This is a genomic window from Lentzea sokolovensis, assembly GCF_033949975.1.
GTDB lineage: Bacteria > Actinomycetota > Actinomycetes > Mycobacteriales > Pseudonocardiaceae > Lentzea > Lentzea sokolovensis.
On record NZ_JAXAVU010000010.1, the window covers coordinates 681,203 to 704,327 of the forward strand.

21 protein-coding genes are annotated in these 23,125 nt (G+C 68.2%); 8 read left to right on the plus strand and 13 right to left on the minus strand.

The annotated features are described in order from the left end of the window. Window positions 1–2: 2 nt before the first annotated feature. The 4 genes from SK854_RS25240 to SK854_RS25255 are packed head-to-tail and all read right to left on the minus strand — an operon-like array spanning window position 3 to window position 4,308. The gene (locus SK854_RS25240) at window positions 3–1,007 is read right to left on the minus strand and encodes a glycerate kinase family protein (protein WP_319977575.1); all 1,005 of its coding nucleotides are present in this window, start codon (window positions 1,005–1,007) and stop codon (window positions 3–5) included. Further along, window positions 1,004–2,704 carry a glyoxylate carboligase gene (gene gcl / locus SK854_RS25245; protein ID WP_319977576.1) on the minus strand — a complete coding sequence of 567 codons (1,701 nt, stop codon included), beginning with the start codon at window positions 2,702–2,704 and terminating at the stop codon, window positions 1,004–1,006. The genes SK854_RS25240 and gcl overlap by 4 nt, the downstream gene beginning before the upstream one ends. A gap of 3 nt (window positions 2,705–2,707) precedes the next feature. After that, on the minus strand, window positions 2,708–3,565 hold the full coding sequence (locus tag SK854_RS25250; RefSeq protein WP_319977577.1) for an NAD(P)-dependent oxidoreductase: 858 nt from the start codon (window positions 3,563–3,565) through the stop codon (window positions 2,708–2,710). After that, window positions 3,562–4,308, minus strand: a complete 747-nt coding sequence (locus tag SK854_RS25255; RefSeq protein WP_319977578.1) for a hydroxypyruvate isomerase family protein — start codon at window positions 4,306–4,308, stop codon at window positions 3,562–3,564. Before SK854_RS25255 ends, SK854_RS25250 begins: the two co-directional genes overlap by 4 nt. An 83-nt stretch (window positions 4,309–4,391) precedes the next feature. Here SK854_RS25255 and uraD point away from each other — a divergent pair, with 83 nt between their 5' ends. Beyond that, window positions 4,392–4,913: a 2-oxo-4-hydroxy-4-carboxy-5-ureidoimidazoline decarboxylase gene (gene uraD, locus SK854_RS25260; protein WP_319977579.1), complete on the plus strand. Its 522-nt coding sequence runs from the start codon at window positions 4,392–4,394 to the stop codon at window positions 4,911–4,913. Window positions 4,914–4,915: 2 nt separating this feature from the next. After that, window positions 4,916–5,794, plus strand: coding sequence for a factor-independent urate hydroxylase (gene pucL / locus SK854_RS25265; protein WP_319977580.1), 879 nt, complete (start codon window positions 4,916–4,918; stop codon window positions 5,792–5,794). Here pucL and SK854_RS25270 read toward each other — a convergent pair. From SK854_RS25270 to aceB, 4 genes are all read right to left on the minus strand, one after another. Continuing rightward, window positions 5,721–7,001 (minus strand): FAD-dependent oxidoreductase, encoded by a 1,281-nt coding sequence (locus tag SK854_RS25270; protein ID WP_319977581.1) that lies wholly within the window; start codon window positions 6,999–7,001, stop codon window positions 5,721–5,723. The two genes, pucL and SK854_RS25270, sit on opposite strands and share 74 nt — an antisense overlap. A gap of 30 nt (window positions 7,002–7,031) precedes the next feature. Then, window positions 7,032–7,499, minus strand: a complete 468-nt coding sequence (locus SK854_RS25275) for an Imm1 family immunity protein (protein ID WP_319977582.1) — start codon at window positions 7,497–7,499, stop codon at window positions 7,032–7,034. A 75-nt stretch (window positions 7,500–7,574) separates the two neighbouring features. Next, on the minus strand, window positions 7,575–8,744 hold the full coding sequence (locus SK854_RS25280; protein ID WP_319977583.1) for a DUF6986 family protein: 1,170 nt from the start codon (window positions 8,742–8,744) through the stop codon (window positions 7,575–7,577). Continuing rightward, complete coding sequence (aceB, locus tag SK854_RS25285; protein WP_319977584.1) at window positions 8,744–10,228, minus strand: malate synthase A; 1,485 nt, start codon at window positions 10,226–10,228, stop codon at window positions 8,744–8,746. The genes SK854_RS25280 and aceB overlap by 1 nt, the downstream gene beginning before the upstream one ends. Before the next feature lie 76 nt (window positions 10,229–10,304). Between aceB and SK854_RS25290 the strand changes: the two genes are divergently transcribed. Next, window positions 10,305–11,051, plus strand: a complete 747-nt coding sequence (locus tag SK854_RS25290) for an IclR family transcriptional regulator (RefSeq protein ID WP_319977585.1) — start codon at window positions 10,305–10,307, stop codon at window positions 11,049–11,051. A 282-nt stretch (window positions 11,052–11,333) separates the two neighbouring features. On the opposite strand, the gene ftsY is transcribed toward SK854_RS25290, so the two are convergent. Beyond that, window positions 11,334–12,620, minus strand: a complete 1,287-nt coding sequence (gene ftsY / locus SK854_RS25295) for a signal recognition particle-docking protein FtsY (protein WP_319977586.1) — start codon at window positions 12,618–12,620, stop codon at window positions 11,334–11,336. Between the two features lie 120 nt (window positions 12,621–12,740). On the opposite strand from ftsY, the gene SK854_RS25300 reads away from it, so the two are divergent. Beyond that, window positions 12,741–13,871: an anhydro-N-acetylmuramic acid kinase gene (locus tag SK854_RS25300; protein ID WP_319977863.1), complete on the plus strand. Its 1,131-nt coding sequence runs from the start codon at window positions 12,741–12,743 to the stop codon at window positions 13,869–13,871. Next, window positions 13,859–15,418 (plus strand): sodium:solute symporter, encoded by a 1,560-nt coding sequence (locus tag SK854_RS25305; RefSeq protein ID WP_319977587.1) that lies wholly within the window; start codon window positions 13,859–13,861, stop codon window positions 15,416–15,418. The genes SK854_RS25300 and SK854_RS25305 overlap by 13 nt, the downstream gene beginning before the upstream one ends. On the opposite strand, the gene SK854_RS25310 is transcribed toward SK854_RS25305, so the two are convergent. Beyond that, complete coding sequence (locus tag SK854_RS25310; RefSeq protein ID WP_319977588.1) at window positions 15,368–16,291, minus strand: GNAT family N-acetyltransferase; 924 nt, start codon at window positions 16,289–16,291, stop codon at window positions 15,368–15,370. The two genes, SK854_RS25305 and SK854_RS25310, sit on opposite strands and share 51 nt — an antisense overlap. A gap of 90 nt (window positions 16,292–16,381) precedes the next feature. Between SK854_RS25310 and SK854_RS25315 the strand changes: the two genes are divergently transcribed. The 3 genes from SK854_RS25315 to SK854_RS25325 all read left to right on the plus strand — a co-directional run bounded on the left by SK854_RS25315 (window position 16,382) and on the right by SK854_RS25325 (window position 18,037). Further along, window positions 16,382–16,831, plus strand: coding sequence for a tetratricopeptide repeat protein (locus SK854_RS25315; RefSeq protein ID WP_319977589.1), 450 nt, complete (start codon window positions 16,382–16,384; stop codon window positions 16,829–16,831). Between the two features lie 128 nt (window positions 16,832–16,959). Further along, window positions 16,960–17,298: a hypothetical protein gene (locus tag SK854_RS25320; protein ID WP_319977590.1), complete on the plus strand. Its 339-nt coding sequence runs from the start codon at window positions 16,960–16,962 to the stop codon at window positions 17,296–17,298. Window positions 17,299–17,323: 25 nt separating this feature from the next. After that, complete coding sequence (locus SK854_RS25325; RefSeq protein ID WP_319977591.1) at window positions 17,324–18,037, plus strand: lysophospholipid acyltransferase family protein; 714 nt, start codon at window positions 17,324–17,326, stop codon at window positions 18,035–18,037. Window positions 18,038–18,193: 156 nt separating this feature from the next. Here SK854_RS25325 and smc read toward each other — a convergent pair whose 3' ends face one another. The 3 genes from smc to SK854_RS25340 are packed head-to-tail and all read right to left on the minus strand — an operon-like array spanning window position 18,194 to window position 23,094. Then, on the minus strand, window positions 18,194–21,895 hold the full coding sequence (gene smc, locus SK854_RS25330; protein ID WP_319977592.1) for a chromosome segregation protein SMC: 3,702 nt from the start codon (window positions 21,893–21,895) through the stop codon (window positions 18,194–18,196). Between the two features lie 60 nt (window positions 21,896–21,955). Then, a complete protein-coding gene (locus SK854_RS25335) occupies window positions 21,956–22,591 on the minus strand; it encodes an anti-sigma factor family protein (RefSeq protein WP_319977593.1) in 636 nt (211 codons plus the stop codon). Then, the gene (locus SK854_RS25340) at window positions 22,588–23,094 is read right to left on the minus strand and encodes a sigma-70 family RNA polymerase sigma factor (RefSeq protein ID WP_093593275.1); all 507 of its coding nucleotides are present in this window, start codon (window positions 23,092–23,094) and stop codon (window positions 22,588–22,590) included. The genes SK854_RS25335 and SK854_RS25340 overlap by 4 nt, the downstream gene beginning before the upstream one ends. Window positions 23,095–23,125 lie beyond the last annotated feature (31 nt).

Below are 23,125 nucleotides of genomic sequence, written 5' to 3' on the forward strand. Positions count from 1 at the left end.
ACTCACTCTGACACCCAGTCGCGGGCGATGCGACCGCCGAGATCAACCAGCAGCGTCTCCGCCTGAGCCATGCACCGGGTCACGTCCGGTTCGACGTCCAACAGTGCGTAAGCGGCCTTGAGCCCCAGGTCACCGGGTTCGACCGAGCACTGCCCCGCCACCGCGACCACCGGCACGTCACCCGAGGCCTTGACCACCCCGTACGGCGCCTTGCCGTGCCGGGTCTGCGCGTCCAGGGACCCCTCGCCCGTGATCACCAGCGACGCGTCCGCCACGGCCTGCGCGAACCCGGCCAGTTCCAGCACCACCTCGATGCCCGGCCGGAACCGCGCACCCAGCACCGCGAGCGCCGCGAACCCGATCCCACCGGCCGCACCCGCTCCCGGTTCCGACGCGTGCACGGGGCCGACGCGCTGGGCGAACGCTTCGAGTCGCGCTTCGAGGATCTTCACCTGCTCGGGTGACGCTCCCTTCTGCGGCCCGTAGACCGCCGCGGCGCCGGAAGGACCGAGCAGCGGGTTGTCCACGTCCGAGGCCAGCACCAGGTCGACGCCGTCGAACGACGCCTTGCCCAGCGCCTCCAGCATCCCCGCGCCGCCGTCCGTGCACGCGCTGCCGCCCAGCCCGAGCACGATCGTGGTGCAGCCGACGTCCAGAGCGGCTTTCAGCAGCTCACCGACGCCGTAGCTGGTGGCGTCGAGGGGCGCGGGCCGCTCCAACAACGTCAGCCCGGCCGCCGAGGCCACCTCGACCACGGCGGTCGTGCCCTTGACCGCGAAGGACGCGGGCACGGGCCGACCGGCGGGTCCGGTGACCCAGCGCCCCACCTTCACGAACCCGGCGGCGACGGCGGCGTCGACGGTGCCGTCGCCGCCGTCGGCCACCGGGAGGAGGCGCACGTCCACGTCCGGGACCGCCTCCCGCAGGCCGCGCGCGACGGCGGCAGCGACCTGCGGGGCGGTGAGCGATCCCTTGAACTTGTCCGGCGCGACGATCACTGAACTCACGGCAGCGGCTCGAATTCCTTCATCGCGGCGATCGACGTGCCGTTCGCGGTGTTGCCCTCGCGTTCGATCATGATCTCCACGAGCACCGGCCGGGACGTGCGGTCGGCCTCCTTGCGCGCCCACTCCAGCGAGCCGCGGATCTCGCTCGGATCGGCGACCCGGACGCCGGAGCAGCCGTAGGCCTCCATGATCTTCACGTTGTCCGAGCCGCTCGTGTCGTAGTGGATGTCGACCTCGTACTTCATGTCGTAGCCACCGTGGTCCTCGGCCATCCTGATCAGGCCGAGGTACTCGTTGTTCAGCATGATCAGCACGAACGGCACGTCGTACTGGGCGCCGACCGCGAGCTCCTCCACGAGGAACTGGAACGAGTAGTCGCCGACGATGCCGACGACCTCGGCGTCGGGCCGCGCCTTCTTCACGCCGATCGCCGCCGGGATCTCCCAGCCGAGCGGTCCTGCCTGGCCGCAGACCTGGTAGTGCCGCGGCTTGTGCGCCTTCTGGTGCTGGCCGGACCAGATCTGGTAGAGCCCGATGGCTGTGACGAAGTAGGTGTCCGGGCCGTAGAACTCGTTGATCTCCTTGAAGACCCGCGGCGCCTTGACCGGCACGGTCTCGAAGTCCTCGCGGCGCGGCAGCGTCCGCTTGAGCTCCTGGCAGCGGTCGACCCACTCGCCGGCCACCCGCGGTCCCCGTGCCTTCGCCTTTTCGAGGAGTGCCTGCAGGAACAGCTTGGTGTCCGCGACGATCCCGAGATCGGGTCCGAACACCTTGCCGATCTGCGTCGGCTCGACGTCGACGTGGATGAACTTCCGGTCGCCGCGGTAGGTCGCGAGGTCACCGGTGTGCCGGTCGCCGAAGCGCGCGCCCAGCGCCAGCACCAGGTCCGACTCCAGGAACGACGCGTTGCCGTAGCGCTGCGAGGTCTGGATGCCGGTCATGCCCGCGTACAGCGGGTGGTCCTCGTCGATCGCGCCCTTGCCCATCAGCGTGGCCTGGATCGGGATCTGCAGGAACTCAGCCAGGTCCAGCAACTCGGCGGACGCCTCGCCGAGGATGACACCGCCACCGGCGAGCAGCAGTGGGCGTTCCGCAGCCAGCAACATCTCCAGCGCGCGCTCGACCCGTGCGTCGGAGGGCACGACTTTGGGCACCGGCAACGGTTCGTCGATGCTCGAATCCCACTCGATCTCCTGCTTCTGAACGTCGATCGGCAGGTCGATCAGGACCGGGCCCGGCCGGCCGGAGCGGGCGATCCGGAACGCCTCGCGGAAGATCCACGGCATCTGCGCGGCTTCCTTGACCTGCACCGCCCACTTCGTGACGGGAGCGGCGATCGAGACGATGTCGACGGCCTGGAACGCCTCCTGGTGCAGCTTCGACACCGCGGCCTGGCCGGTGATGCAGAGGATCGGCACGGAGTCGGCCTGCGCGGTGTAGAGCCCGGTGATCATGTTCGTGCCGGCGGGACCAGAGGTGCCGATCGCGACGCCGACGTTTCCGGTCGTGCGCGACCAGCCGTCCGCCATGTGCGTGGCGCCCTCCTCGTGCCGCACGATGAGGTGCTCGATCGAACCGTCCTGCTCCATCGCCTTGTACAGCGGCAGGATCGCGGCGCCGGGGCAGCCGAACACGGTGTCGATGCCCTCGGACTTCAGGACCTCGACGACCGCTTGCATGACTGGGATCTTCGGCATTTGTCAGGACCTTCCCGCGAAGTTCTCGATGACCTTGAGCAGCGCGGAGTGGTCGAGCGACCCGTAACCCTGCGCGCGTGCCGCCGCGACCAGTGCGGCGATCTGGTTGGTGACCGGCAGCGCGACGTCGGCGGCGCGTGCCGCGTCCAGTGCGATGCCCATGTCCTTGTGGTGCAGGTCGATCCGGAAGCCGGGCTGGAACTCCCGCGCGATCATCGACTCGCGCTTCAGGTCCAGGATCCGGTTCGCCGCGAGACCGCCCGCGAGCACGTCGAGACCCGCCTTCGGGTCCACGCCGGACGCCTCCAGCAGCACGATCGACTCGGCCACGAGGGCGTAGATGCCGCCGACCATCAGCTGGTTCGCGGCCTTCACGACCTGGCCCGCGCCGTGCGGTCCGACGTGGACGATCGTCTTGCCGACGACCTCCAGGAACGGCCTGGCGGCGGCGAAGTCGGCCTCGTCGCCGCCGACCATGATGCTCAGACTCGCCTGCACGGCACCGGTCTGACCGCCGCTGACCGGCGCGTCGAGCACGCGGACGTTCGTCAGCTTCTTCGCGATCCCGATCGACGTGGACGGGCGGATCGTGCTCATGTCGACCAGCAGAGTGCCGTCGTCGAACGTGACCTCGTCGATCACCGCCTCGACCTGCGGGTGGTTCGGCAGCATCGTGATGACGACCTCGGCGCCGCTCACGGCTTCTTGTGCGGTGGAAGCAGCCTTGCCGCCGTCCGCGACGAGCTTGTCGAGCGAGGCCGAGCTGAGGTCGAAGCCCGTCACGTCGTGCCCGGCGGCTACGAGGTGGGCCGCCATCGGGCTGCCCATGATGCCGAGGCCGATGAAACCGATGCGAGTCATGCTTGATCCCTCCAAGCAAAGGAGTGGGTGACGGGCTTGTACTCGGCACCGACGAAGCCCGTGTAGCCGTTGGCGCGGAGTTTCTGCAGGTGCCCGAAGAGGTCGAGCTCGCCGGTGCCGGGCTCACCGCGTCCGGGAGCGTCTGCGATCTGCACGTGACCGATGCGGTCGACGTGGTCGGCGAGGAGGTCGAGGTCGTCGCCGTTCGTGGCGAGGTGGTAGAGGTCCGCGAGCAGCTTCACGTTGCCGCGGTCGATCTCGTCGATGAGCTCGAACGCCTGGTGGGCGGTCTTGATCGGGTACTTCGGCGCGCCGCTGAGCGGTTCGATCACGAGCTGGGCGCCGATCTCCGCCGCGACGTCGGCGGCGAAGCGGTAGTTGGAGACGGTCTGCGCGGTCGTCTCGAAGTTGCCGTGCAACGCGTTGAGCGTGCGGCAGCCGAGGCGGGCCGCGATGGCCGTGGTGATCTCGACGTTCGTCCGGAACTCCGTCTCGCGGCCCGGCCAGCTCGCGAGCCCGCGATCTCCCGCCGGCATGTCGCCCGCGAAGAAGTTGAGGCCGACGAGGCGCACCTGCGCGTCGACGACGGCGTTCTCGAACGCCTCGATCTCCCGTGTCTCGGGTACGGCGTCCGCGAACGGCCACCAGATCTCGACCGCGTCGAACCCGGCGGCCCGCGCCGCTTGCGGGCGTTCCAGCAAGGGCAGCTCCGTGAAGAGCATGGACAGGTTTGCGTCGAACATCTTGGGCTGTTCCTTCCACATTGCGGAAGTTGGATTTCGCTCTATGGAGACACTAGACATCTCGCTCGACCCAGGTCAAGAATGTGGAAGTTAGATTCCGCGATACAGAAACTTGGAGAGCCGTGGACAGCTTCAACAGCGCCCCGGAGGCCGAACTGCGACCTCTGCTCACCGAGTGCCTCGCGGTACCCCGCTGGATCGACGCGATGGTGGCGGGCAGGCCCTACGCGTCGGTGGATGCACTCCTCGCGGCTTCTTCGGTTGCCGCACAAGGACTTTCCGACGAGGAGGTGCTCGGCGCCATCGCCGGGCACCCGCGCATCGGCGAACGACAAAGAACAGGTGGGGTGTCGGCGAAGTGGTCGCGGTCCGAACAGTCCGGTGTGGACGCCTCCCAGGCTGATCGCCTGGCGGCCGCCAACGCCGCGTACGAGGATCGGTTCGGGCACATCTACCTGGTGTGCGCGACCGGCCTGAGCGGTGCGGAGATGCTCGACAACCTGTCCTCGCGGATGGACAACCCGCCGGACGTCGAGCTCCGCGTCGTCAACGACGAACTCGCGAAGATCGCCGCCTTGCGGCTGCAGAAGCTGATCGGGAGCTGAACATGGCCATCGTCCTGGGCCCCAACCAGTACGGAAAGGCGGAGAACCGCCTCGTCACGGTGTCGCGCAACGGTTCCGTGCACACCATCAAAGACCTGACCGTCAGCACCTCGCTGCGCGGAGACCTCTCCGACACGCACCTGACCGGTGACAACACCAAGGTGCTCGCGACCGACACGCAGAAGAACACCGTCTACGCCTTCGCGAAGGAGGCCCCGGTCGGTGAGATCGAGGACTTCGCGTTGCGCCTGGGCCGCCACTTCGTGGGCACGCAGGAGGCCATTTCCGGCGCACGGATCCTGATCGACGAGCACGCGTGGGAGCGCATCGACGGCCACGACCACGCGTTCTCACAGGGGTCTAACGAAAAGCGCACCACCGCGGTGACGATCGAGGGCTCACAGGCGTGGGTCGTGTCAGGCGTACGCGACCTCGTGGTGCTGAAGTCGACGGGTTCGGAGTTCCACGGCTACCCGAAGGACCCGTACACGACGTTGAAGGAGACCAACGACCGCATCCTCGCGACGTCCGTGACGGCCCGCTGGCGTTACGCCGGCACGGACGTCGACTGGGCGAAGTCGTTCACGGAGATCCGCTCCGTGATGCTGAAAACGTTCGCGGACAAGCACTCCCTGTCGTTGCAGCAGACGCTGTACGCGATGGGCGAGGCCGTGCTGAACGCACGTCCTGAGGTCGCCGAGGTGCGGCTCTCCATGCCGAACAAGCACCACTTCCTCGTGGACCTGAGCGCGTTCGGCCTGGAGAACGACAACGAGGTCTTCTACGCCGCGGACCGCCCGTACGGGCTCATCGAGGGGTCGATCCTGCGGGACGACGCTCCGGACGCGGGCCAGGCCTGGAGTACTTTGCCAGCCTTCTGAACACCACCGGGTTGAGCAGGCTCGCCGGCGTGGCGACCATGTGCACGACCCGGACGAAGCGGCGGAACAGGTCGGGATCCCGCACGATCCCGGCCTGCCACTTCTTCAGGTACCAGCCGAGCAGGCCGCCGCGCCGGGTCTCCACCCAGCTGCGGTCGGCGTTGCTGGACATCACCCACGACCCCTTCGAGGTCTTCGCGATCTTCCGCTGGAACGCCCGGCACCCCTTGGCACTGAAGTCCTCGTGCCGCCGGAACAACAGCGCCTCCATCGCGGCCACCGTGATGCCTTGCCCGTACACGGGGTTGAACGCGCACACGGCGTCTCCGACCGCCACGAGTCCGCCCGGCCAGTTCGCCACGTCCTCGAAAGCGTTGCGGCGACTGGCCGTGCGCGCGAACAGGTAGACGGGCGTGAGCGGTTCGGCGTCGGCGAGCATCTTGGAGATCGGTACTCGCAACGAGTCCAGGAACTCCTGGTAGCCGTCGAGGTCGCGCGGCGGGTGATCACCGATCGCGCCCTGTGCGGTGACCATGATCCGGTCGCCCTCGACGCGCATCGCCGCGACGCCGCGCGGAAGGTTCGGCGCGGACAGACTTTCCGCGTACACCACGGGAAAGTCCTCCGGCGCGGCGTAGATCCGGGTCGCGTACCCGGTGCCGGAGTCGACGACCTCGGGTTCCGGCGTCGTGATCCCCGCTTCGGCGAGCCAGGCCGCCAGCTTCGACGACCTGCCGGACGCGTCCACGACCAGGTCCGCGTCGACCCTGCCGTCACGGGTGAGCACGCCGTCGACGGTGCCGTCGCGGAACGACAGCCCGGTGACGTGCACGCCGTCCACGATCTCGGCGTTGACGCGCCGCCTGATGCAGGTCTCCAGCAGCGGGCGGCTCAGCGACAACAGCGGCAGCCCCAGGTGCGTCTTGGCGAGCCAGCCGAGAGGGTTGAGGATCTGCATGTCCCCCGCGTCGGCGAGCACCGCCCCCTCCGCAACGAGTTCGTCGCGCAAGCCGGGAAACAGCTCTTCCAGGAGTTCGCCACCGCGCACCAGCAGTCCGTGCGTGTGTCTCCCCTGCGGCACGCCCGCGCGGTGCTCTGGCTCGTTCGTCAGCTTGTCGCGTTCCAGGACAACGACATCGTGGGACTCGCCGAGCACGCGAGCCGCCAGCAACCCGGCGATTCCCCCACCTGTCACCACGGCCTTCATGAGGCCATTCAACCAGCGATCAGCTGAGAGTCAGCGGTTCTCGGTCGTGCGCAAGGACATCTGCTGATCACGCCACGAGTGGAACAGATCCGCCTCGGAGTACCAGCCGACGCCGGTCGGTCGTTCGCCGGAGATCATGAACTCGATCAGCAGCTGCCGGAACAGGCCGAGCGGAACGCCGACGCCGGGAGGGAAGTCCGTGTACTTCTCGTTGACGTACGGCGCTTCCTCGGACCCCTTGGGCCAGCCCATGAAGCTGTTGTCGACGTAGTACATGTAACCCCACGCGCCACGTACGGCGAGCACGACGTTGTGGTCCGGGTCGCCCTCGGAGGTGAGGTCACGGCCGAAGTGGTCGAGCGATCCGTCGTTGCACTCGGGCCGCCCCAGCAGCCTGATCAACGTGTCCACGTCCGCCTCGCACGCGACGACCTGGTACTTGTGCTCGGCGGCGTCGAGGTCGGGTAGCCCGGTCCACAGGCCCGCTCGCATGCTCATGCGAGCCACCCTGCACCCATTGCCCGCACTATTCGACACCCATTGACAGAACCACACGAACGGGTGATGACCCGATCAGCTCGATCGGGTGGCGAGCCCCCGCAGTGCTGACTCGTCCAGACCTGTCGCGACCTGCACTTCCACCGGATCGAGCGCACCGCAGTCCACCGCTCGGAGGAAGAACGAGGACAACGCCTGGGCGGTCGCCGGCTCGTCCAGAACGCCTCCTGAGACGTTCTCCACGTACGCCTTCAGCCGCGCCGCGTCCGCCTCCAGACCTTCGCGGTAGAAGCCGTAAACAGCCGCATATCGTGTCACCAGTTGTGCCGGGTGCAGATCCCAACCCTGGTAGAAACCGTGTTCCAGCGACCGTCGCGTCAACCGGTAGTGCGTGTCCCAGCCGTGCTTCTTCTGATCACCGACGGGAAGCACGTTGGTGGAGCCGTCCGACAGCCGGACCCCCGTGCCAGCAGCGGAAACCTGCATCACGTGCCGGGCGAAGTCGCACGCGCCGTGGGCCAGGTGCTGCTGCGCCGCGGACAGCCCGCAGCCCGCCGTGTAGTCGTAGGTGCCGAAGTGCAGACCTGTCACCCGGCCGCGGCCCGCCTCGATGAACCGAGGGATGGCCAGGCGACCGCTGCTGTCCACAACGGACTGCGTCGTCTCGACCTGGATCTCGAACTTCAGGTCCTTGCCGAAGAGGTCGAGCACCTCCCCGAACACCTCGACCTGGTCGACTGATGTCACCTTGGGGAAAGTGATGACGAAACCTGGCGGAATCTCTCCCAGTGCTGTCAGGAAGATGTCCAGCGTGCGCAGTCCGCGCTCGCGCAACTCCGCCGTGTCGAACGACTTGATCCGCAACCCGAACGACGGCGGAGCGGTGCCGTCGGCGAGCCAGCGCGACACGAGGTTCGCCGTGCTCTCGGCGTCCATGTCCTCGACGTCGTCCTCGGGCGCGCCGTAGCCGTCCTCGAAGTCGATCCGCAGATCCTCGATCGGCTCGCTGCGGAGCTTGGCCTCGACGCGCTCGAGCACGCCCTCGGGCAGTTCCGGGAGAAGCTCCGGTTCGATCGACTCCAGCGCCTCGCGGCCCCAGTCGGCGATCGTGGACCCGATGATGCGTCCGGCGGGCACGTAGCACGTGTGCACGGGCTGACGGCCGACCGGCCAGCCACGTTCCACAGTGGACAGCCGCGCGGTCACCCGCGCGACGTCCTCCGGGGACAGCGATGTCTCGTACATCAGATGCGCTCGTACGCCGGCAGCGTCAGGAAGTCCACGAAGTCCTCGGACAACGCGACCTGCTCGAACAGCTCGACGGCCGCCGCGACGTGCGGCCCCTCCAGCCCGTTCCCCACTCGCGCCAGCACTTCCCGCACGGCGTCCGCGGTGACCTGGGTGCCGTCGTCGAGCACGACCTTGTTGTTGATCCACTGCCAGATCTGGGACCTGCTGATCTCCGCGGTGGCCGCGTCCTCCATCAGGTTGTGGATCGCCGCCGCGCCGTTGCCGCCCAGCCAGGACGCGATGTAGCGCACGCCGACGTCGACAGCGGCCTCCAGCCCTGCCCGCGTCGCCGCGCCACCCGCCGACTTGAAGTCGAGCAGCTGCTCGGCCGTGACGCTGACCTCCGGACGCTGCTTGTCGATCTGGTTCGGCCGGTCGCCCAGCACTCCGTCGAAGATCTCCCGGCAAATCGGCACGAGATCAGGATGCGCCACCCACGACCCGTCGAAACCATCGTTCGCCTCGCGCGTCTTGTCCTCGCGAACCTTGCGCAACGCGTTCTCGGTGACCTCGGGGTCACGGCGGTTCGGGATGAACGCGGCCATGCCACCCATGGCGAACGCCCCGCGCTTGTGGCACGTCTTCACCAGAAGCTCGGTGTACGCGCGCATGAACGGCGCCGTCATCGTCACGCTGTTGCGGTCCGGCAGCACGTAGTCCGCACCCGCGTCACGGAAGTACTTGATGACGCTGAAGAGGTAGTCCCACCGACCGGCGTTGAGCCCCGACGCGTGGTCGCGCAGTTCGTAGAGGATCTCGTCCATCTGGAACGCGGCCGGAATCGTCTCGATGAGAACCGTGGCCCTGATGGTGCCGTGCGGGACGTTGAGCAACCGCTGCGCCGTCGTGAAGACGTCGTTCCACAGCCGTGCTTCTAGGTGCGACTCCATCTTCGGCAGGTAGTAGTACGGCTTGCCGAGTTCGGCGTTGTGGAAGAAGTGCAGTCCGAAGTCGACCAGCGCGCCCACGGCGTTCTTGCCGCCGAACTGGAGGTTGCGCTCGTCGAGGTGCCACCCGCGCGGCCGCACGACGATCGCCGGATACGGCCCGCCCTTGAGCTTGTACTCCTTGCCCTCCGGCGAGGTGAACTCGATCGTCTCGCGCGCCGCCTCGTACAGGTTCACCTGCCCCTGCACGACGTTGTCCCAGTGCGGCGTGTTCGCGTCCTCAAGATCCGCGAGCCACACCTTCGCCCCGGAGTTCAGCGCGTTGATCGTCATCTTGCGCTCGGTGGGCCCGGTGATCTCGACGCGCCGATCACGGAGCGCCTCCGGCGCCTCAGCCACCGTCCACTCCCCGTCACGCACGTCCTGCGTCTCGGGAAGGAACCCGAGGGGCCGGCGCTCCTTGCGAAGGGCGAGCAACTCGTCCCTGCGGGCGGCGTGCGCCTCATGCAGCTTCGCGACGAACTCAAGAGCCTCTTCGGTCAGGACCTGCACCTGGATCCACCTCTCTCGGTTTTGCTGTGTGGACTATAGTTTTTGCATTGCGGAACTGCAATGAGAGGAGCCGCACGTGTCCACTGGTGGCGTGCAGTCCTTGCAAAGAGCCTTCGACCTGCTGGAACGCCTGGCAGACGCAGGCGGCGAAGCCTCACTTTCCGAGCTCGCGGCATCGTCGGGCCTACCGCTGCCCACGATCCACCGCCTGATCCGCACCCTTGTCACGCTGGGCTATGTGCGCCAGAACAGCAACCGGCGCTACACCCTCGGCTCCCGCCTGATCCGCCTGGGCGAGACCGCCTCACGCCAATACGGCACCTGGGCACGCCCCCTGCTGTCACAGCTGGTCGACTCGGTAGAAGAAACGGCGAACCTGGCAGTCCTGGACGGCGACGAGGTCGTCTACGTGGCGCAGGTGCCGTCGAAACACTCGATGCGCATGTTCACGGAGGTGGGCCGCCGCCTGCTGCCACACGGCACCGGCGTGGGCAAGGCGATGCTCTCGCAACTACCGCGCGCAGACGTACGCGCACTGCTGGAACGCACGGGCCTACCCGCGTACACGTCGAACACGATCACCGACCCAACCGAACTGCTCGACTCACTCGACGAGATCGCGGCGCGCGGTTTCGCTTTGGACGAGTCCGAACAGGAACTGGGCGTCCGGTGCATCGCGGTGCCGGTGATCGGCGGCCCAACTCTGGCAGCGGTGTCGGTGTCGGGCCCGGAGGGACGACTCACGAAGGAAGCGGTAGCCCGAATCCTGCCGGAGGTGCTGGCAGTCGCGAAGCGACTGGCGGACCAGGCCGCAACCGCATAGGCAGCACCCGCGAAGCCGAAGGCAAGCCGTCTTTACCGAGCGGTCAGGGCGGTGGGGTCCCTTCACGCATGTGGCCCGCTCTTGGTGCGGCTCGTGACGGGACCCCACCGCCAACGCACCCTTCTAAGCAACAGGCAGCCACCCAAAGCAACAGGCGTGCCATCTACCCGCCGAGGGCGCCCTCCCCCGATCAGATTGCCGGGGGTCTGGGGGCAGAGCCCCCAGGGGAAGCACGCAACAGAACCCGCCGCCCGCAAGCCGGGGAACGCGACGAACGAAGCGTCAGCCCAGCAAAGCGTCCACAAACGCCCCAGGCTCAAACGGCGCCAAGTGGTCAGCCCCTTCCCCAAGCCCAACCAGCTTCACCGGCACCCCGAGCTCCCGCTGAACCTGAAAAACAATCCCACCCTTGGCCGTACCATCCAGCTTGGTGAGCACGATCCCGGTGATGTCGACCTGCTCCGCGAAAACCCGAGCCTGAGTCAACCCGTTCTGCCCGGTAGTCGCATCCAGCACCAGCAGAACCTCATCCACCACAGCCTGCTTCTCGACCACGCGCTTGACCTTGCCAAGCTCGTCCATCAGGCCCTTCTTGGTGTGCAACCGCCCAGCGGTGTCGATCAGCACCGTGTCGACCCCGGTGTCCACACCGCGCTTGACCGACTCGAAGGCCACAGAGGCAGGGTCCCCACCCTCAGGCCCGCGCACGGTCTCCGCGCCGACCCGCTTGCCCCAGGTCTCCAACTGGTCAGCCGCAGCAGCGCGGAACGTGTCAGCGGCCCCCAGCAACACCGTGCGCCCGTCAGCGACCAGAACGCGCGCCAACTTGCCGGTGGTGGTGGTCTTGCCAACCCCGTTGACGCCGACCACGAGCAACACGGCGGGCTTGCCGGCGTGCGGCAAAGCCTTCAACGAACGATCCATCTTCGGCCCAAGAGCGTCGATCAGCACCCCACGCAGCAGAGCCTGCGCCTCGGCCTCGGTCCGCACCCCGGACCCGGCGAGCTTCGAACGCAAAGTCGCGACGATCTCGGTGGTCAGCGCCGCGCCCAGGTCCGCGATCAGCAGCGTGTCCTCGACGTCCTGCCACGAGTCCTCGTCCAGGTCGCCGGCGCCCAGAAGCCCCAGCAGCGAGATGCCGAAGGCGTTGCGCGACTTCGAGAGCTTGCCGCGCAGCCGTTCCAGGCGGCCGGAGGTGGGCTCGATCTCCTCGACCTCGGACGCCTCGACGGGCAGGTCGACCTCGACGAAGCCGCGCTTCACCGAGTCGCGCGGCACGGAGGCGTCGTCGCCCACGCCCGGCTGGCCGTCCACCTCGGTGCGGTCGGCGACCGGGTGCTCCACCGGAGCGACCTCGGCGACGGCCACGGCCTCGACGACGGTGGCTTCGGGGGCCGCCGGGGTCAGTGAGATCCCGGACGACGCCTGGTATCCGCCAGGCCTCGGCGTCTCCTCCTTCTGGGTCAGGCTGATGCGACGGCGACGCGTCAGCACCACACCGGTCACCAGCGCGGCGATCAGCACGACCGCCACGACGACGAGGATCAGGACAAGGGAGGACGTGGGCACGGGCTCATGGTTTCACAGACCCTCATGTGACCTGTCAACCATGTATTGCTCAATTAGGCGAAGATTTCACCAAGGCTCTTGCGCCCCGCCACGCTGTGGAATAGACCACACGTCGTGAGGGTGATCGGACTGATTTCCGGCACGTCGATGGACGGCATCGACGTCGCCGTCGCCGACCTGTCGATCAACGGTGACGTGGTCGAACTCGTGCCGGTGCAGTGCGCCGAGCACCCCTTCCCCAAGGACCTGCTGGAGAAACCGCGGGACCTCGCCGAAGTGTGCGCCTTCGACACGTCGCTCGGGCAGGCTTTCGGCGAAGTCGCCGCCGGGTACCTGCCGGCGGACCTGATCTCCTCGCTCGGGCAGACCGTGCACCACGAGGTCCAGGACGGCGACTGCCTCGGCACCCTGCAGCTCGGCCAGCCCGCCTGGATCGCCGAACGGACCGGCGTCCCCGTCGTCGCCGACCTCAGGGTCCGCGACGTCGCCGCGGGAGGCCAGGGGGCGCCACTGGCCAGCACCCTCGACGCGCTGTGGCTCGCCGGCATGGCCGAGAACGCGCCCGCGATCGCGCTGAACATCGGCGGCATCGCCAACATCACCGTCGTCAGACCCGGCAGCCAGCCGATCGCCTACGACACGGGCCCCGGCAACGCGCTGATGGACGCCGTCATGGAAGTCCTGTCCAACGGCGAACGGCGCCAGGACACCAACGGCGAGTTCGCGAGCCGGGGCACGGTCCGCGAGGACGTCCTCAAGAAGCTCCTCGCCGACCCGTACTACGCGAAGCCGTGGCCCAAGTCGACGGGCAAGGAGCACTTCAACGCCGAGTACCTCCAAGGCTTTCCCACCGTCCAGGCCGAGGACATGCTCCGCACGCTCGCCGAGCTCACCGCCCGCACCATCGCCGACGCCTGCCGCGCGCACGACGCGAGCGTGGTCGTCGCGTCCGGCGGCGGAATGCGCAACCCGGTGCTCGTCGAGGCGCTCACCCGAGCGCTCGACCCGATCCCGTTGAAGATCAGCGACTCGCTGGGCCTGCCGCGCGACGGCAAGGAGGCCTACCTCGCCGCGCTGCTCGGATTCCTGACGTGGCACGGGATCGCGGGCAACACGCCGTCCGCGACCGGCGCGTCCGGACCGAGGCTGCTCGGCAGCATCACGCCCGGCAACGGACCGCTCAGGATGCCGGAGCCCGTCACCACCGCCGTGACCAAGCTGAATGTGGGGGACCCGAAGTGCGCGGACTAGACCTCGCGATCATCGCCCTGTTCCTCGTCGGGATGCCGTTGCTCGGCATGTGGATCGGCGGCAGGCAGAAGTCGTCCACCGACTACTTCGTCAGCGAGAAGCGCATCTCGTGGTGGGTCGTCTGCCTGTCGGTCGTGTCCGCGGAGACCTCGACGCTCACGGTGCTGAGCGTGCCGGTGATCGCGTACATGGCGACGCCCGCGCAGGGAGGCATGACGTACCTGACGCTCGCGCTCGGCTACATCGTCGGCCGGATCATCGTCAGCTTCGTGCTGCTGCCGCGCTACATCGCCGGTGACCTCGTCACGGCCTACGCCTTCCTGGGCAAGCGATACGGCAACGGCATGCGCGCCACGGCGTCCGTGACGTTCCTCTTCACCCGCCTGCTCGCGGACGGCATCCGGCTCTTCGCCACGGCGATCCCGATCAAGCTCGTGCTCGCGCAGTACGGCATCAACGCGGGTTACTGGGCGATCATCCTGGTGCTCGGCATCGCGATGGTGTTCTACAGCTTCTTCGGCGGCGTGCGCGCGGTCGTGTGGGTCGATGCCATCCAGATGCTCTGGTACGTCCTCGGTGGCGCCGTGGTGATCTGGTGGCTGTCCGGTCAGCTGTCGGACGGCTGGTTCTCGAAGGCCGTGGACGTCAACAAGTTCCAGATCTTCGACTTCACCTCGTCACCGCTCACGGGCGCGTACCCGTTCATCGCGGCGTTCTTCGGCGGCGCGCTGCTCTCGATGGCGTCGCACGGCGCGGACCAGCTGATCGTGCAGCGCCTCATGTCCACGAAGGACGTGAAGTCCGCGCAGAAGGCGTTGATCGCCTCCGGTTTCGTGGTGTTCCTGCAGTTCGCGTTCTTCTTGTTCATCGGCGTGATGCTGTGGGCGTTCTACAACGGCGTGGACCCGGTGAAGGACCTGAAGCTCGGCAACAAGGACGAGCTCTTCGGCTACTTCATCGTCAACTCGCTGCCGTCGGGCCTGTCCGGCTTCGTGATCGCCGGCATCCTCGCGGCCGCGCTGTCGTCGTCGCTGGGCGCCTTGGCCTCCAGCACGGTCACAGACGTCTACGAACGCATCCGCAGGACCCCGATGACCGACGACGAGCGCCTGCGCCACGGACGGATCTGGACCCTCGTGTGGGCGGGTCTGCTGATCGTCTGCGCGGGCCTGTTCGCCTCCTCGAACAAGACCACGGCGGATCCGATCGTGGTGCAGGCGCTCGGCATCGCCGGCTACACCTACGGCGCGCTGCTCGGGGCCTTCCTCCTCGGCCTCATCTTCAAGCGCGTCACGCAGGTGGACGCGATCATCGCGTTCGTGTCGACGGTGCTGGTCGTCGGTTTCGTGATTCTCGGTGTCAAGTTCGCCGGCAGCACGCCGACGATCAACTTCGGCAAGGCCACAGCTGACCTGAAGTCCTTGACCGGCTGGTGGAACACGCCCCTGGGGGTGGCGGTCACCTTGCTCGTGGGTGGGTTGTTGTCATTGCGGCACTCACGCGGTGTGCCGGTACGCGACGAGCTCGATGTGAAGGCGGAATCCTAGTCGGGCGAACATGTTCTGCGACGACTCGTTGCCCGCGTGGATCGACGCGGCGGCCTGCGGCCTCGCACCGTGGTCCGCCGCGAGTTTCCACAGCAGTTCGGTGATGAGAGCAGCGCCCACGCCCTGACCGCGAACATCGGGTTCGACGGCCACGAAATCGACGTAGTACTCCTCGGGTTGGGCCTTGCCCGCGGCGTACCCGAGCACGCGCCGGCCGTCCATGGCGACGACGATCGTGCGCTTCTGCGGATCGGATTCGACGAGTTGCTTCCCGGACAGGTAGGTCCGCGGGAAACATCGTTCGTGCAGGACCGCGACGGCCTCGTGCACGAACCGATCGGTCGGGAGGACGCGCATCTCACGGTCGCTGGGACATTTGGCGTCCCTGAGCAGCAACGTGCGCAGGTCCCCGTTGTCGAGTATGTGGATGGCACTCGCCTTGCCCGCGCTGAAGGCGTGCCGTTCGGCGAACGCCGCCAATCGCCGGTGGGCTGTGTGCCCGTAGAGCTCGAGATCGGAGATGCCGGTGAGAAGCTCGGTGGCGCGGCGGAACATCGCGTCGGCGGTCTGGTCCCAGATGCGGCTGCCCGCGGGGTGGTTGACCGGTACGTCGACGAACGGTCCGTGCAGCCACGCACGGCCGAGCTCGGCGTCGATCTCCACGCTGAGCATGCCGGTGATGTTGTCGTCGGCATCGACGGCCACCACCGTGCAGTCCGCCCAGCTGGGCTCGAACTCGCCGAGCTCCGCGCGGAGCTCTTCGACTGTCTCACCGAGGTACCCGATGTGATGCGCGTTGTCGGCCTGGAGCCGGACCAGCAGCGCCATCGTGGCGCCGAGGTCGCCAGGTTCGGCGAAACGGATGTCGTACATAGAAGGAATGGTTGCTCGCACGGCCGTTCGAAGCGAGGGAGTTTTCCGCGGTCTCAGGTCACGATCGTGCGGCTCTGTAAAATGGCGTGGATGTCCCCCGTCCGAGACCTCGAAGAGCTGGCAGCCAGGAACGCGTCGGCGCAGGCCAAGGCCCATGCAGGCGACTTCAGGGGAGCGGCCGCCGAGTTCCGGTCGCTCGTGAAGGACCACGTGGCGGCGATGGGCGCGGACGATCACCAGACCCTCGGCGTTCGCCTGAACCTGGCGCGGGTGCTCGGCACGGCGAAGCAGTTCCGCAAGGCCATCGAGGTCTGCGAGCCGCTGCTGCGCGACCAGGCCCGCGTCCTCGGTCCCGAGCACGACGACGTCCTGGAGACCACTCAGCTGCTGGCGAACCTGCGCTACCAGGCCGGTGACGCCGAGGGCGCCGTGGAGGATCTGGAGCGGTTGCTGGCGACGCTGTCCCGCGTGCTCATGCCCACCCACGACCGGATCACCAAGGTGAAGCGCGACATCGCGTACTTGAAGCGCCCTACATGACGCAGGAGACAACACTCACACCGGTGCCCTCCCCGGCGCTGGTATGCCGTAGCACGAACACCGACGTCACGGGCACAACACCCAGATTCGGGCTTGCAGGGCAGGTGAGGGTGGGGGACTCTTCTACGGTGAGTGAGGAAACGATCCAACTCGATCTCAACGAATCCGGGGTGGCCGTCGACCTGCCCTTGCCGCCGAACATCCGGGACGGTGTCCAGGGAGTTCCGTATCGGCCGGTCGAATTCCGAGACGATGATCTTCCGTCAGCTCTGGAACGTGCTGCCGCCTGGTTGCGGCAGACCCAGGACTGGCTGGGCGAACCCGTGGACGTGATCGCAGTTCATCTCGACTACGACGACACGCACGGCAACCCGTACTACGACCTCAAGTTGCTCTGCAACGACGAGGACCTGGCGGGCGTGCCGAAGATCATGCGAGAACACGAAGGGGCTCCTACCGGCCAGTAGGTTCCCTAGGCTACCGTTCGGAAGCATGTCGGATCGCGTATATCCCCCGGTGATCGCCGCAGCGAAGCTCATGTTCAAGGTGCTCGACGTGCGGCTCACCGTGGAGGGGGCGCACCACGTCCCGCGCACTGGTGGAGCGGTGCTGGCGTCGAACCACGTCAGCTACCTCGACTTCATCTTCGCGGGATACGGGGCGCATCCCTCGGGGCGCCTCACGCGGTTCATGGCGAAGCACGAGATCTTCGCCAACAAGATCGCAGGCCCGCTCATGCGCGGCATGCACCACATCCCCGTCGACCGGAGCGCGGGCCAGGCCTCCTACCAGCAGGCCCTGTCCGCGCTCCGCACCGGCGAGGTCGTCGGGATCTTCCCCGAGGCCACCATCAGCCGTTCGTTCACGGTCAAGGACATCAAGTCCGGCGCGAACCGCCTGGCCCACGAGGCCGGCGTGCCGATCATCCCCGTCGCGCTGTGGGGCACCCAGCGACTGTGGACCAAGGGCCGCCCCAAGGACCTGACCCAGCGGCACGTGCCGGTCACCATCCTCATCGGCGAGCCGTTCGAGCCCTCCCCCGGCGACTCCGGCGACGACGTGCTGCGCAAGCGCATGCAGGACCTGCTGGACACCGCGCAGGCCTCCTACCCGACCGAGCCGGGCGCGTGGTGGGCGCCGGCACACCTCGGCGGCACCGCACCCACGCCGGAACAGGCGGCAAGGCTGGACTCGCGCGGCGCCTGACCTGGCGATACAAGGTTTCCACAAGGGTCGTCCGGCAGAGTGGCCCGTGCGCACCTGGAGCGGTGAGGTGGAACCGGGGGATCTCACCCCTTCAGGCGCGTAGAGGCCGCGGCCGGGGCAGGTTAAAGCCCCCCAGGCACCGCTCCGGCCGCCCTCTCAGACCTCTGCGTCCGCCGCGTCCGCCGGTTCGGGCGAAGGCTCCGCCGCGGTCTCCACCGGCTCCGCCACGGGCTCCGCGGTCTCCACCGGCTCCGCCGCCGCGACGGGTTTCGCCGCCGCACGCGCAGGCACGTCGCTGGACGTGCGCAGCCGCTGCGAGATCACCTGCGAGATGCCGTCACCGCGCATCGAGACGCCGTACAGGGCGTCCGCGATCTCCATGGTCGGCTTCTGGTGCGTGATGATCAGCAGCTGCGACTTCTCCCGCAGCTGCTCGAACAGGGTGATCAACCGGTGCAGGTTCGTGTCGTCCAGCGCGGCCTCGACCTCGTCCATCACGTAGAACGGTGAGGGGCGGGCGCGGAAGATCGCGACCAGCATCGCGACCGCGGCCAGCGACTTCTCGCCACCGGAGAGCAGCGACAGGCGCTTGACCTTCTTGCCGGGCGGGCGGGCCTCCAGCTCGATGCCGGTCGTCAGCATGTCGTCGGGCTCGGTCAGCACCAGACGGCCTTCGCCGCCCGGGAACAGGACCTTGAAGACGACCTCGAACTCACGCGCCACGTCCTCGTAGGCCAGCGTGAAGACCTCGAGGATCTTGTCGTCGACCTCCTTCACGACGGTGAGCAGGTCGCGGCGGGTGTCCTTGATGTCCTCCAGCTGCGTGGAGAGGAACTTGTAGCGCTCCTCCAGCGCCGCGAACTCCTCCAGCGCCAGCGGGTTCACCTTGCCCAGCAACGACATGTCGCGCTCGGCACGCTTGGCGCGACGCATCTGGGTGTCGCGGTCGAACGGCATCGGCTGCGGCTCGGTGACCTGCTCGCCGCGTTCCTTGGCGGCCTGGTACTCCGCCATCTCCGCGGCCGAGGCGGGCACCATGACGTCGGGCCCGTACTCGTTGGTGAGGTCTTCCAGGCCGATGCCGAAGTCCTCGGCGATCTTCGTTTCCAGCTGCTCGATGCGCATGCGCTGCTCGGCGCGCATGACCTCGTCGCGGTGCACGGCGTCGACGAGCTTCTCCAGCTCGCCGGACATCTCCCGCACCAGGGCGCGCACCTGGGTCAGCAGGAGTTCGTGCTGTGCACGGCGTTCCTGCGCCTGGTCGCGCTCGCGGGCGGCACGGGACAGCGAGAGCTCGATGCGTTCCAATGCCTGCTCGCCACCGCGGACGACGGCTTTCGCCACCACGGCACCACGGGCGCGGTGCTGGGTGGCGCGGGCGTGGCGTTCGCGGGCCTCACGCTCGGCGCGTGCGGCACGACGGAGGCCCTCTGCCTTGCCCTGCAACGCCCGTGCGCGCTCTTCCGCGGTGCGCTGCACCAGACGTGCGTCCATCTCGCCCTGACGGGCCTGAGCGAGCTCCGCGGCCAGTTGGTCGCGCTGCTCGGTGTCCGGCTCGTCGTCGAGGGTCTGCTCCTCCTCGGCCATCAGCAGCCGCTCTTCGAGCTCGCCCAGCTTCATCAGGGCTTCCTCGCGCGACCGCTCGACCTTGGCGCGCTGCTCGGAGATGCGGTTGACCTCGGCCTCCGCGGAGCGCACGGCCGTGGCCATCCGGTTGAGCCGCTCGCCGGAGCGGGCCTGGCGGACCTTGGCCTCCTGCATGGCCTCTTTGACCGCGTCGAGCACCTTGCGGCGGGCCTGCTGCTCGGCGCGGGCGCCTTCGAGTGCGGCCGAAGCGTGCTCCAGCGCCCGTTCGGCGGTCGCGAGCTGCTCCTGCGCCTCGTCGACGGCGGCCTGCACCTCGATGACGCTCTGGCCCTGGGCACCCGAGCCGCCGACGGCCCAGTCCGTGCCGAAGAGGTCGCCCTCCCGGGTCACCGCGCGGCCGTGGAAGCCGGCCGCGGTGTCCAGATCTCCCACCACAGCAAGGCGATCCAGCGCGCGGGCCAACGCCGGGCGCAACGCCTCAGGCGCGTGCACGACGTCGATCGCCCACCGCGCGCCGTGCGGCAGGTAGCCCCACTGGCTCGTGTCCACAGCGGACCCGTGCGAGCCGATCAGCACGCCCGCGCGGCCGGCGTCCTTCTCCTTCAACAGCTTCAGCGCCTGCAGCGCGCCATCGCCGGACGACACCGCGACGGCGTCGGCGATCGGGCCGAGCGCGGCGGCCAGCGCCACCTCGAAACCAGGCTCGACGGTCAGCAGCGCGGCGACGGAACCCAGCAGACCGGGCACGTCCGACGCGAGCAGCGCGCCCGCGCCGTCCTTGCGCGTCAGGCCCAGCGAGAGAGCGTCCACACGGGCTCGCCACGACGCGATGTCGCGTTCTGCCGTGCGTTCCGCCTTGACCAGTTCCTCGACGCGCTGCCTGGCCGCGTCGTTGGACTGCACGGCCTGGCGGTGGCGTTCGTCGAGGCCGTGGTCGTCCTCGTCCTCGGTGCCGGTGATCTCGCGAGCCTCGGCCAGCTCCATCGACGCGAACTCGACGCGTTCGGAGGCCTCGGACAGCGTGACGGACAGTCGTTCGATCTCCTCGGCGGTCGCGCTCGTCTTGCTGCGCAACGCTTCCACCTGACCGGACAGGCGGGCGAGGCCCTCGCGGCGGTCGGCGATCGCGCGGACGGCCGCGATGTGCGCCTTCTCCGCCTGCGAGACCATGCGCTCCAGCTCGGCGCGCGTCTCCACGGCCTCCGCCAGCGCGATGCGGGCCTCCGTCACGCCTTCCTGGAGCTCCAGCTCCATCTCGGCGGTCTCCTCGGCCTCGCGGTCGAGGTCGTCCGGGTCGCGGCCCCTGCTGGGCGCGTCCACGACGTCGGACAGGTGACGGGCTCGTTCGGCGGCGAGGCGCACGGTGCCGCGGAGGCGTTCCTCCAAAGCGGACAGCCGGTACCAGGTGTCCTGCGCGGCCTGCAGCTTCGGCGCGTCGGCGGCGACCCGCTCCTCCAGCTCGTTCTGCTGGTACTGCGCGGACTGCAACGACTTCTCGACCTCGGCGCGGCGCACGCGGGCCTTCGCCTCGTCGTGCTCCTCCTGCGCGATGGTCTCGCGCTGCGTCACCAGGTCGTCGGCGAGCAGGCGGAGTTTGCTGTCCCGCAGCTCGGACTGGACGACCTGCGCGCGGCGGGCGATCTCGGCCTGCTTGCCGAGAGGCTTGAGCTGGCGGCGCAGTTCCGCGGTGAGGTCGGTGAGGCGCGTCAGGTTGGCCTGCATCGCCTCCAGCTTGCGCAGCGCCTTTTCCTTGCGCTTGCGGTGCTTCAGGACGCCGGCGGCCTCTTCGATGAACGCGCGCCGTTCCTCCGGTTTGGACTCGAGGATCGCGGCGAGCTGGCCCTGACCGACGATCACGTGCATCTCGCGGCCGATGCCGGAGTCCGAAAGCAACTCCTGGATGTCCATGAGACGGCACGAGTTGCCGTTGATCTCGTACTCGGTGGCGCCCTCGCGGAACATGCGGCGGGTGATCGACACCTCGGTGTACTCGATCGGCAGCATGCCGTCGGCGTTGTCGATCGTCAGCGTCACCTCGGCGCGGCCGAGCGGCGCGCGGCCGGACGTGCCGGCGAAGATGACGTCCTCCATCTTGCCGCCGCGCAGGTCCTTGGCGCCCTGCGTGCCCATCACCCAGCGCAGCGCGTCGAGCACGTTGGACTTGCCGGACCCGTTGGGGCCGACCACACAGGTGATGCCGGGCTCGAAGCGCAGCGTGGTAGCCGAGGCGAAGGACTTGAAGCCCTTCAGCGTCAGGCTCTTGAGATGCACGCGGGGCAGAGTACCCAAGCGCTTGCGGGTGATGCGGGACGCGGGCCTTGACCTGCGTTTCTATGGACGGAGAGTAACCAACAGCCCGCTTTCGTCGGACACCTCCATGCGTTCGATCTGGTCGACCTTGAACGACGTGGAACCGGGAATCCGCTCGTCAGCCGCGTGGTCGGAACCCCACCAGCCACCGACCTCCCGCTGGCCCTGGCGGTCGAACACGATGACCTTGCAGCGCGCGCCTGGCCTGACCTCGCCGAGCTTGAACCACATCTCGGTGCCCCAGGTCTTCGAGACCATCGACACCTCGCCGTTCACGCCGCTGGCGGCGTCCTTGGCGGCCCAGATCGGGGTGGGTGGCTGGGACGACGAGGGCGGCGCCGCCGTGTCCTGCGACGGCGTCTGCCGCAGGAAGAAACTGCCCCCGACCAGCGCGAGCAGCACGAGGACAGCCGCGCACGCGATCAGCACGCGGCGCTGGTCGTGCTTCGGCGCCGGCGGGCTGGCGGGGATCTCGTCGAGGTTCTCGACGTCCTCCAGGGTCAGGCGGCCGAGCAGGCCCGGCAACGGGGCCAGCCGCAGCATCTCGGCCTTGCAGCAGTCGCAGGTGCCGAGGTGACGTTCGAACGCGGCTCGTTCCTTGAGGTCGAGCGAGCCGAAGAGATAGGCGCCGACGTCGACGGTGTGCTGGCAGCTCACGCCTCGGTCACCCCTCTTTCCTCCAGCGCGTCGCGCAGCGCCCGCAGTGCGTAGAAGCAGCGCGACTTGACCGTGCCCGGCGGGATGCCGAGCGTCTTGGCGGCCTCCGCGACGGTGCGGCGGCGGTAGTAGAGCTCGATGACGACCGTCCGGTGCTCAGGCGTGAGCGCCCGCAGCGCCGACGCGATCTGCCACGTCTGCAGCACGTGTTCGACCTGGTCGCTGACCGGCGGCAGGTCCACCGGTTCGAGCGGCACCTCGGTCGCGCGTGCGTTGCGGCGGCGGTAGCCGGAGATCACCAGGTTCTTCGCGACCGTGTAGAGCCACGGCGCCGCGTCGTCCGGTTTCAACTCCTCGTGGTGCCGCCACGCGCGGAGCAGGGTCTCCTGCACGACGTCCTCTGCCTGCTGATAGTCGCCGTCGACCAGCCGCAGCACGTAGTGCAGCAGCGGGCCTCTCCAGCGGTCGTACAGCTGGATGAGGACGTCTTCCGAGGAGTCCACGATCTCCTACTACGCCATCCCTCCGAGAACG

Bases quoted from the DNA above. Each gene is read 5' to 3' on its own strand.
- pucL (WP_319977580.1), top strand. From the start codon at position 4,916: ATGGCCATCGTCCTGGGCCCCAACCAGTACGGAAAGGCGGAGAACCGC.
- SK854_RS25310 (WP_319977588.1), bottom strand. From the start codon at position 16,291: ATGTACGACATCCGTTTCGCCGAACCTGGCGACCTCGGCGCCACGATG.
- SK854_RS25250 (WP_319977577.1), bottom strand. From the start codon at position 3,565: ATGACTCGCATCGGTTTCATCGGCCTCGGCATCATGGGCAGCCCGATG.
- SK854_RS25280 (WP_319977583.1), bottom strand. From the start codon at position 8,744: ATGTACGAGACATCGCTGTCCCCGGAGGACGTCGCGCGGGTGACCGCG.
- SK854_RS25255 (WP_319977578.1), bottom strand. From the start codon at position 4,308: ATGTTCGACGCAAACCTGTCCATGCTCTTCACGGAGCTGCCCTTGCTG.
- SK854_RS25325 (WP_319977591.1), top strand. From the start codon at position 17,324: ATGTCGGATCGCGTATATCCCCCGGTGATCGCCGCAGCGAAGCTCATG.
- SK854_RS25275 (WP_319977582.1), bottom strand. From the start codon at position 7,499: ATGAGCATGCGAGCGGGCCTGTGGACCGGGCTACCCGACCTCGACGCC.
- SK854_RS25315 (WP_319977589.1), top strand. From the start codon at position 16,382: ATGTCCCCCGTCCGAGACCTCGAAGAGCTGGCAGCCAGGAACGCGTCG.
- gcl (WP_319977576.1), bottom strand. From the start codon at position 2,704: ATGCCGAAGATCCCAGTCATGCAAGCGGTCGTCGAGGTCCTGAAGTCC.
- SK854_RS25270 (WP_319977581.1), bottom strand. From the start codon at position 7,001: ATGAAGGCCGTGGTGACAGGTGGGGGAATCGCCGGGTTGCTGGCGGCT.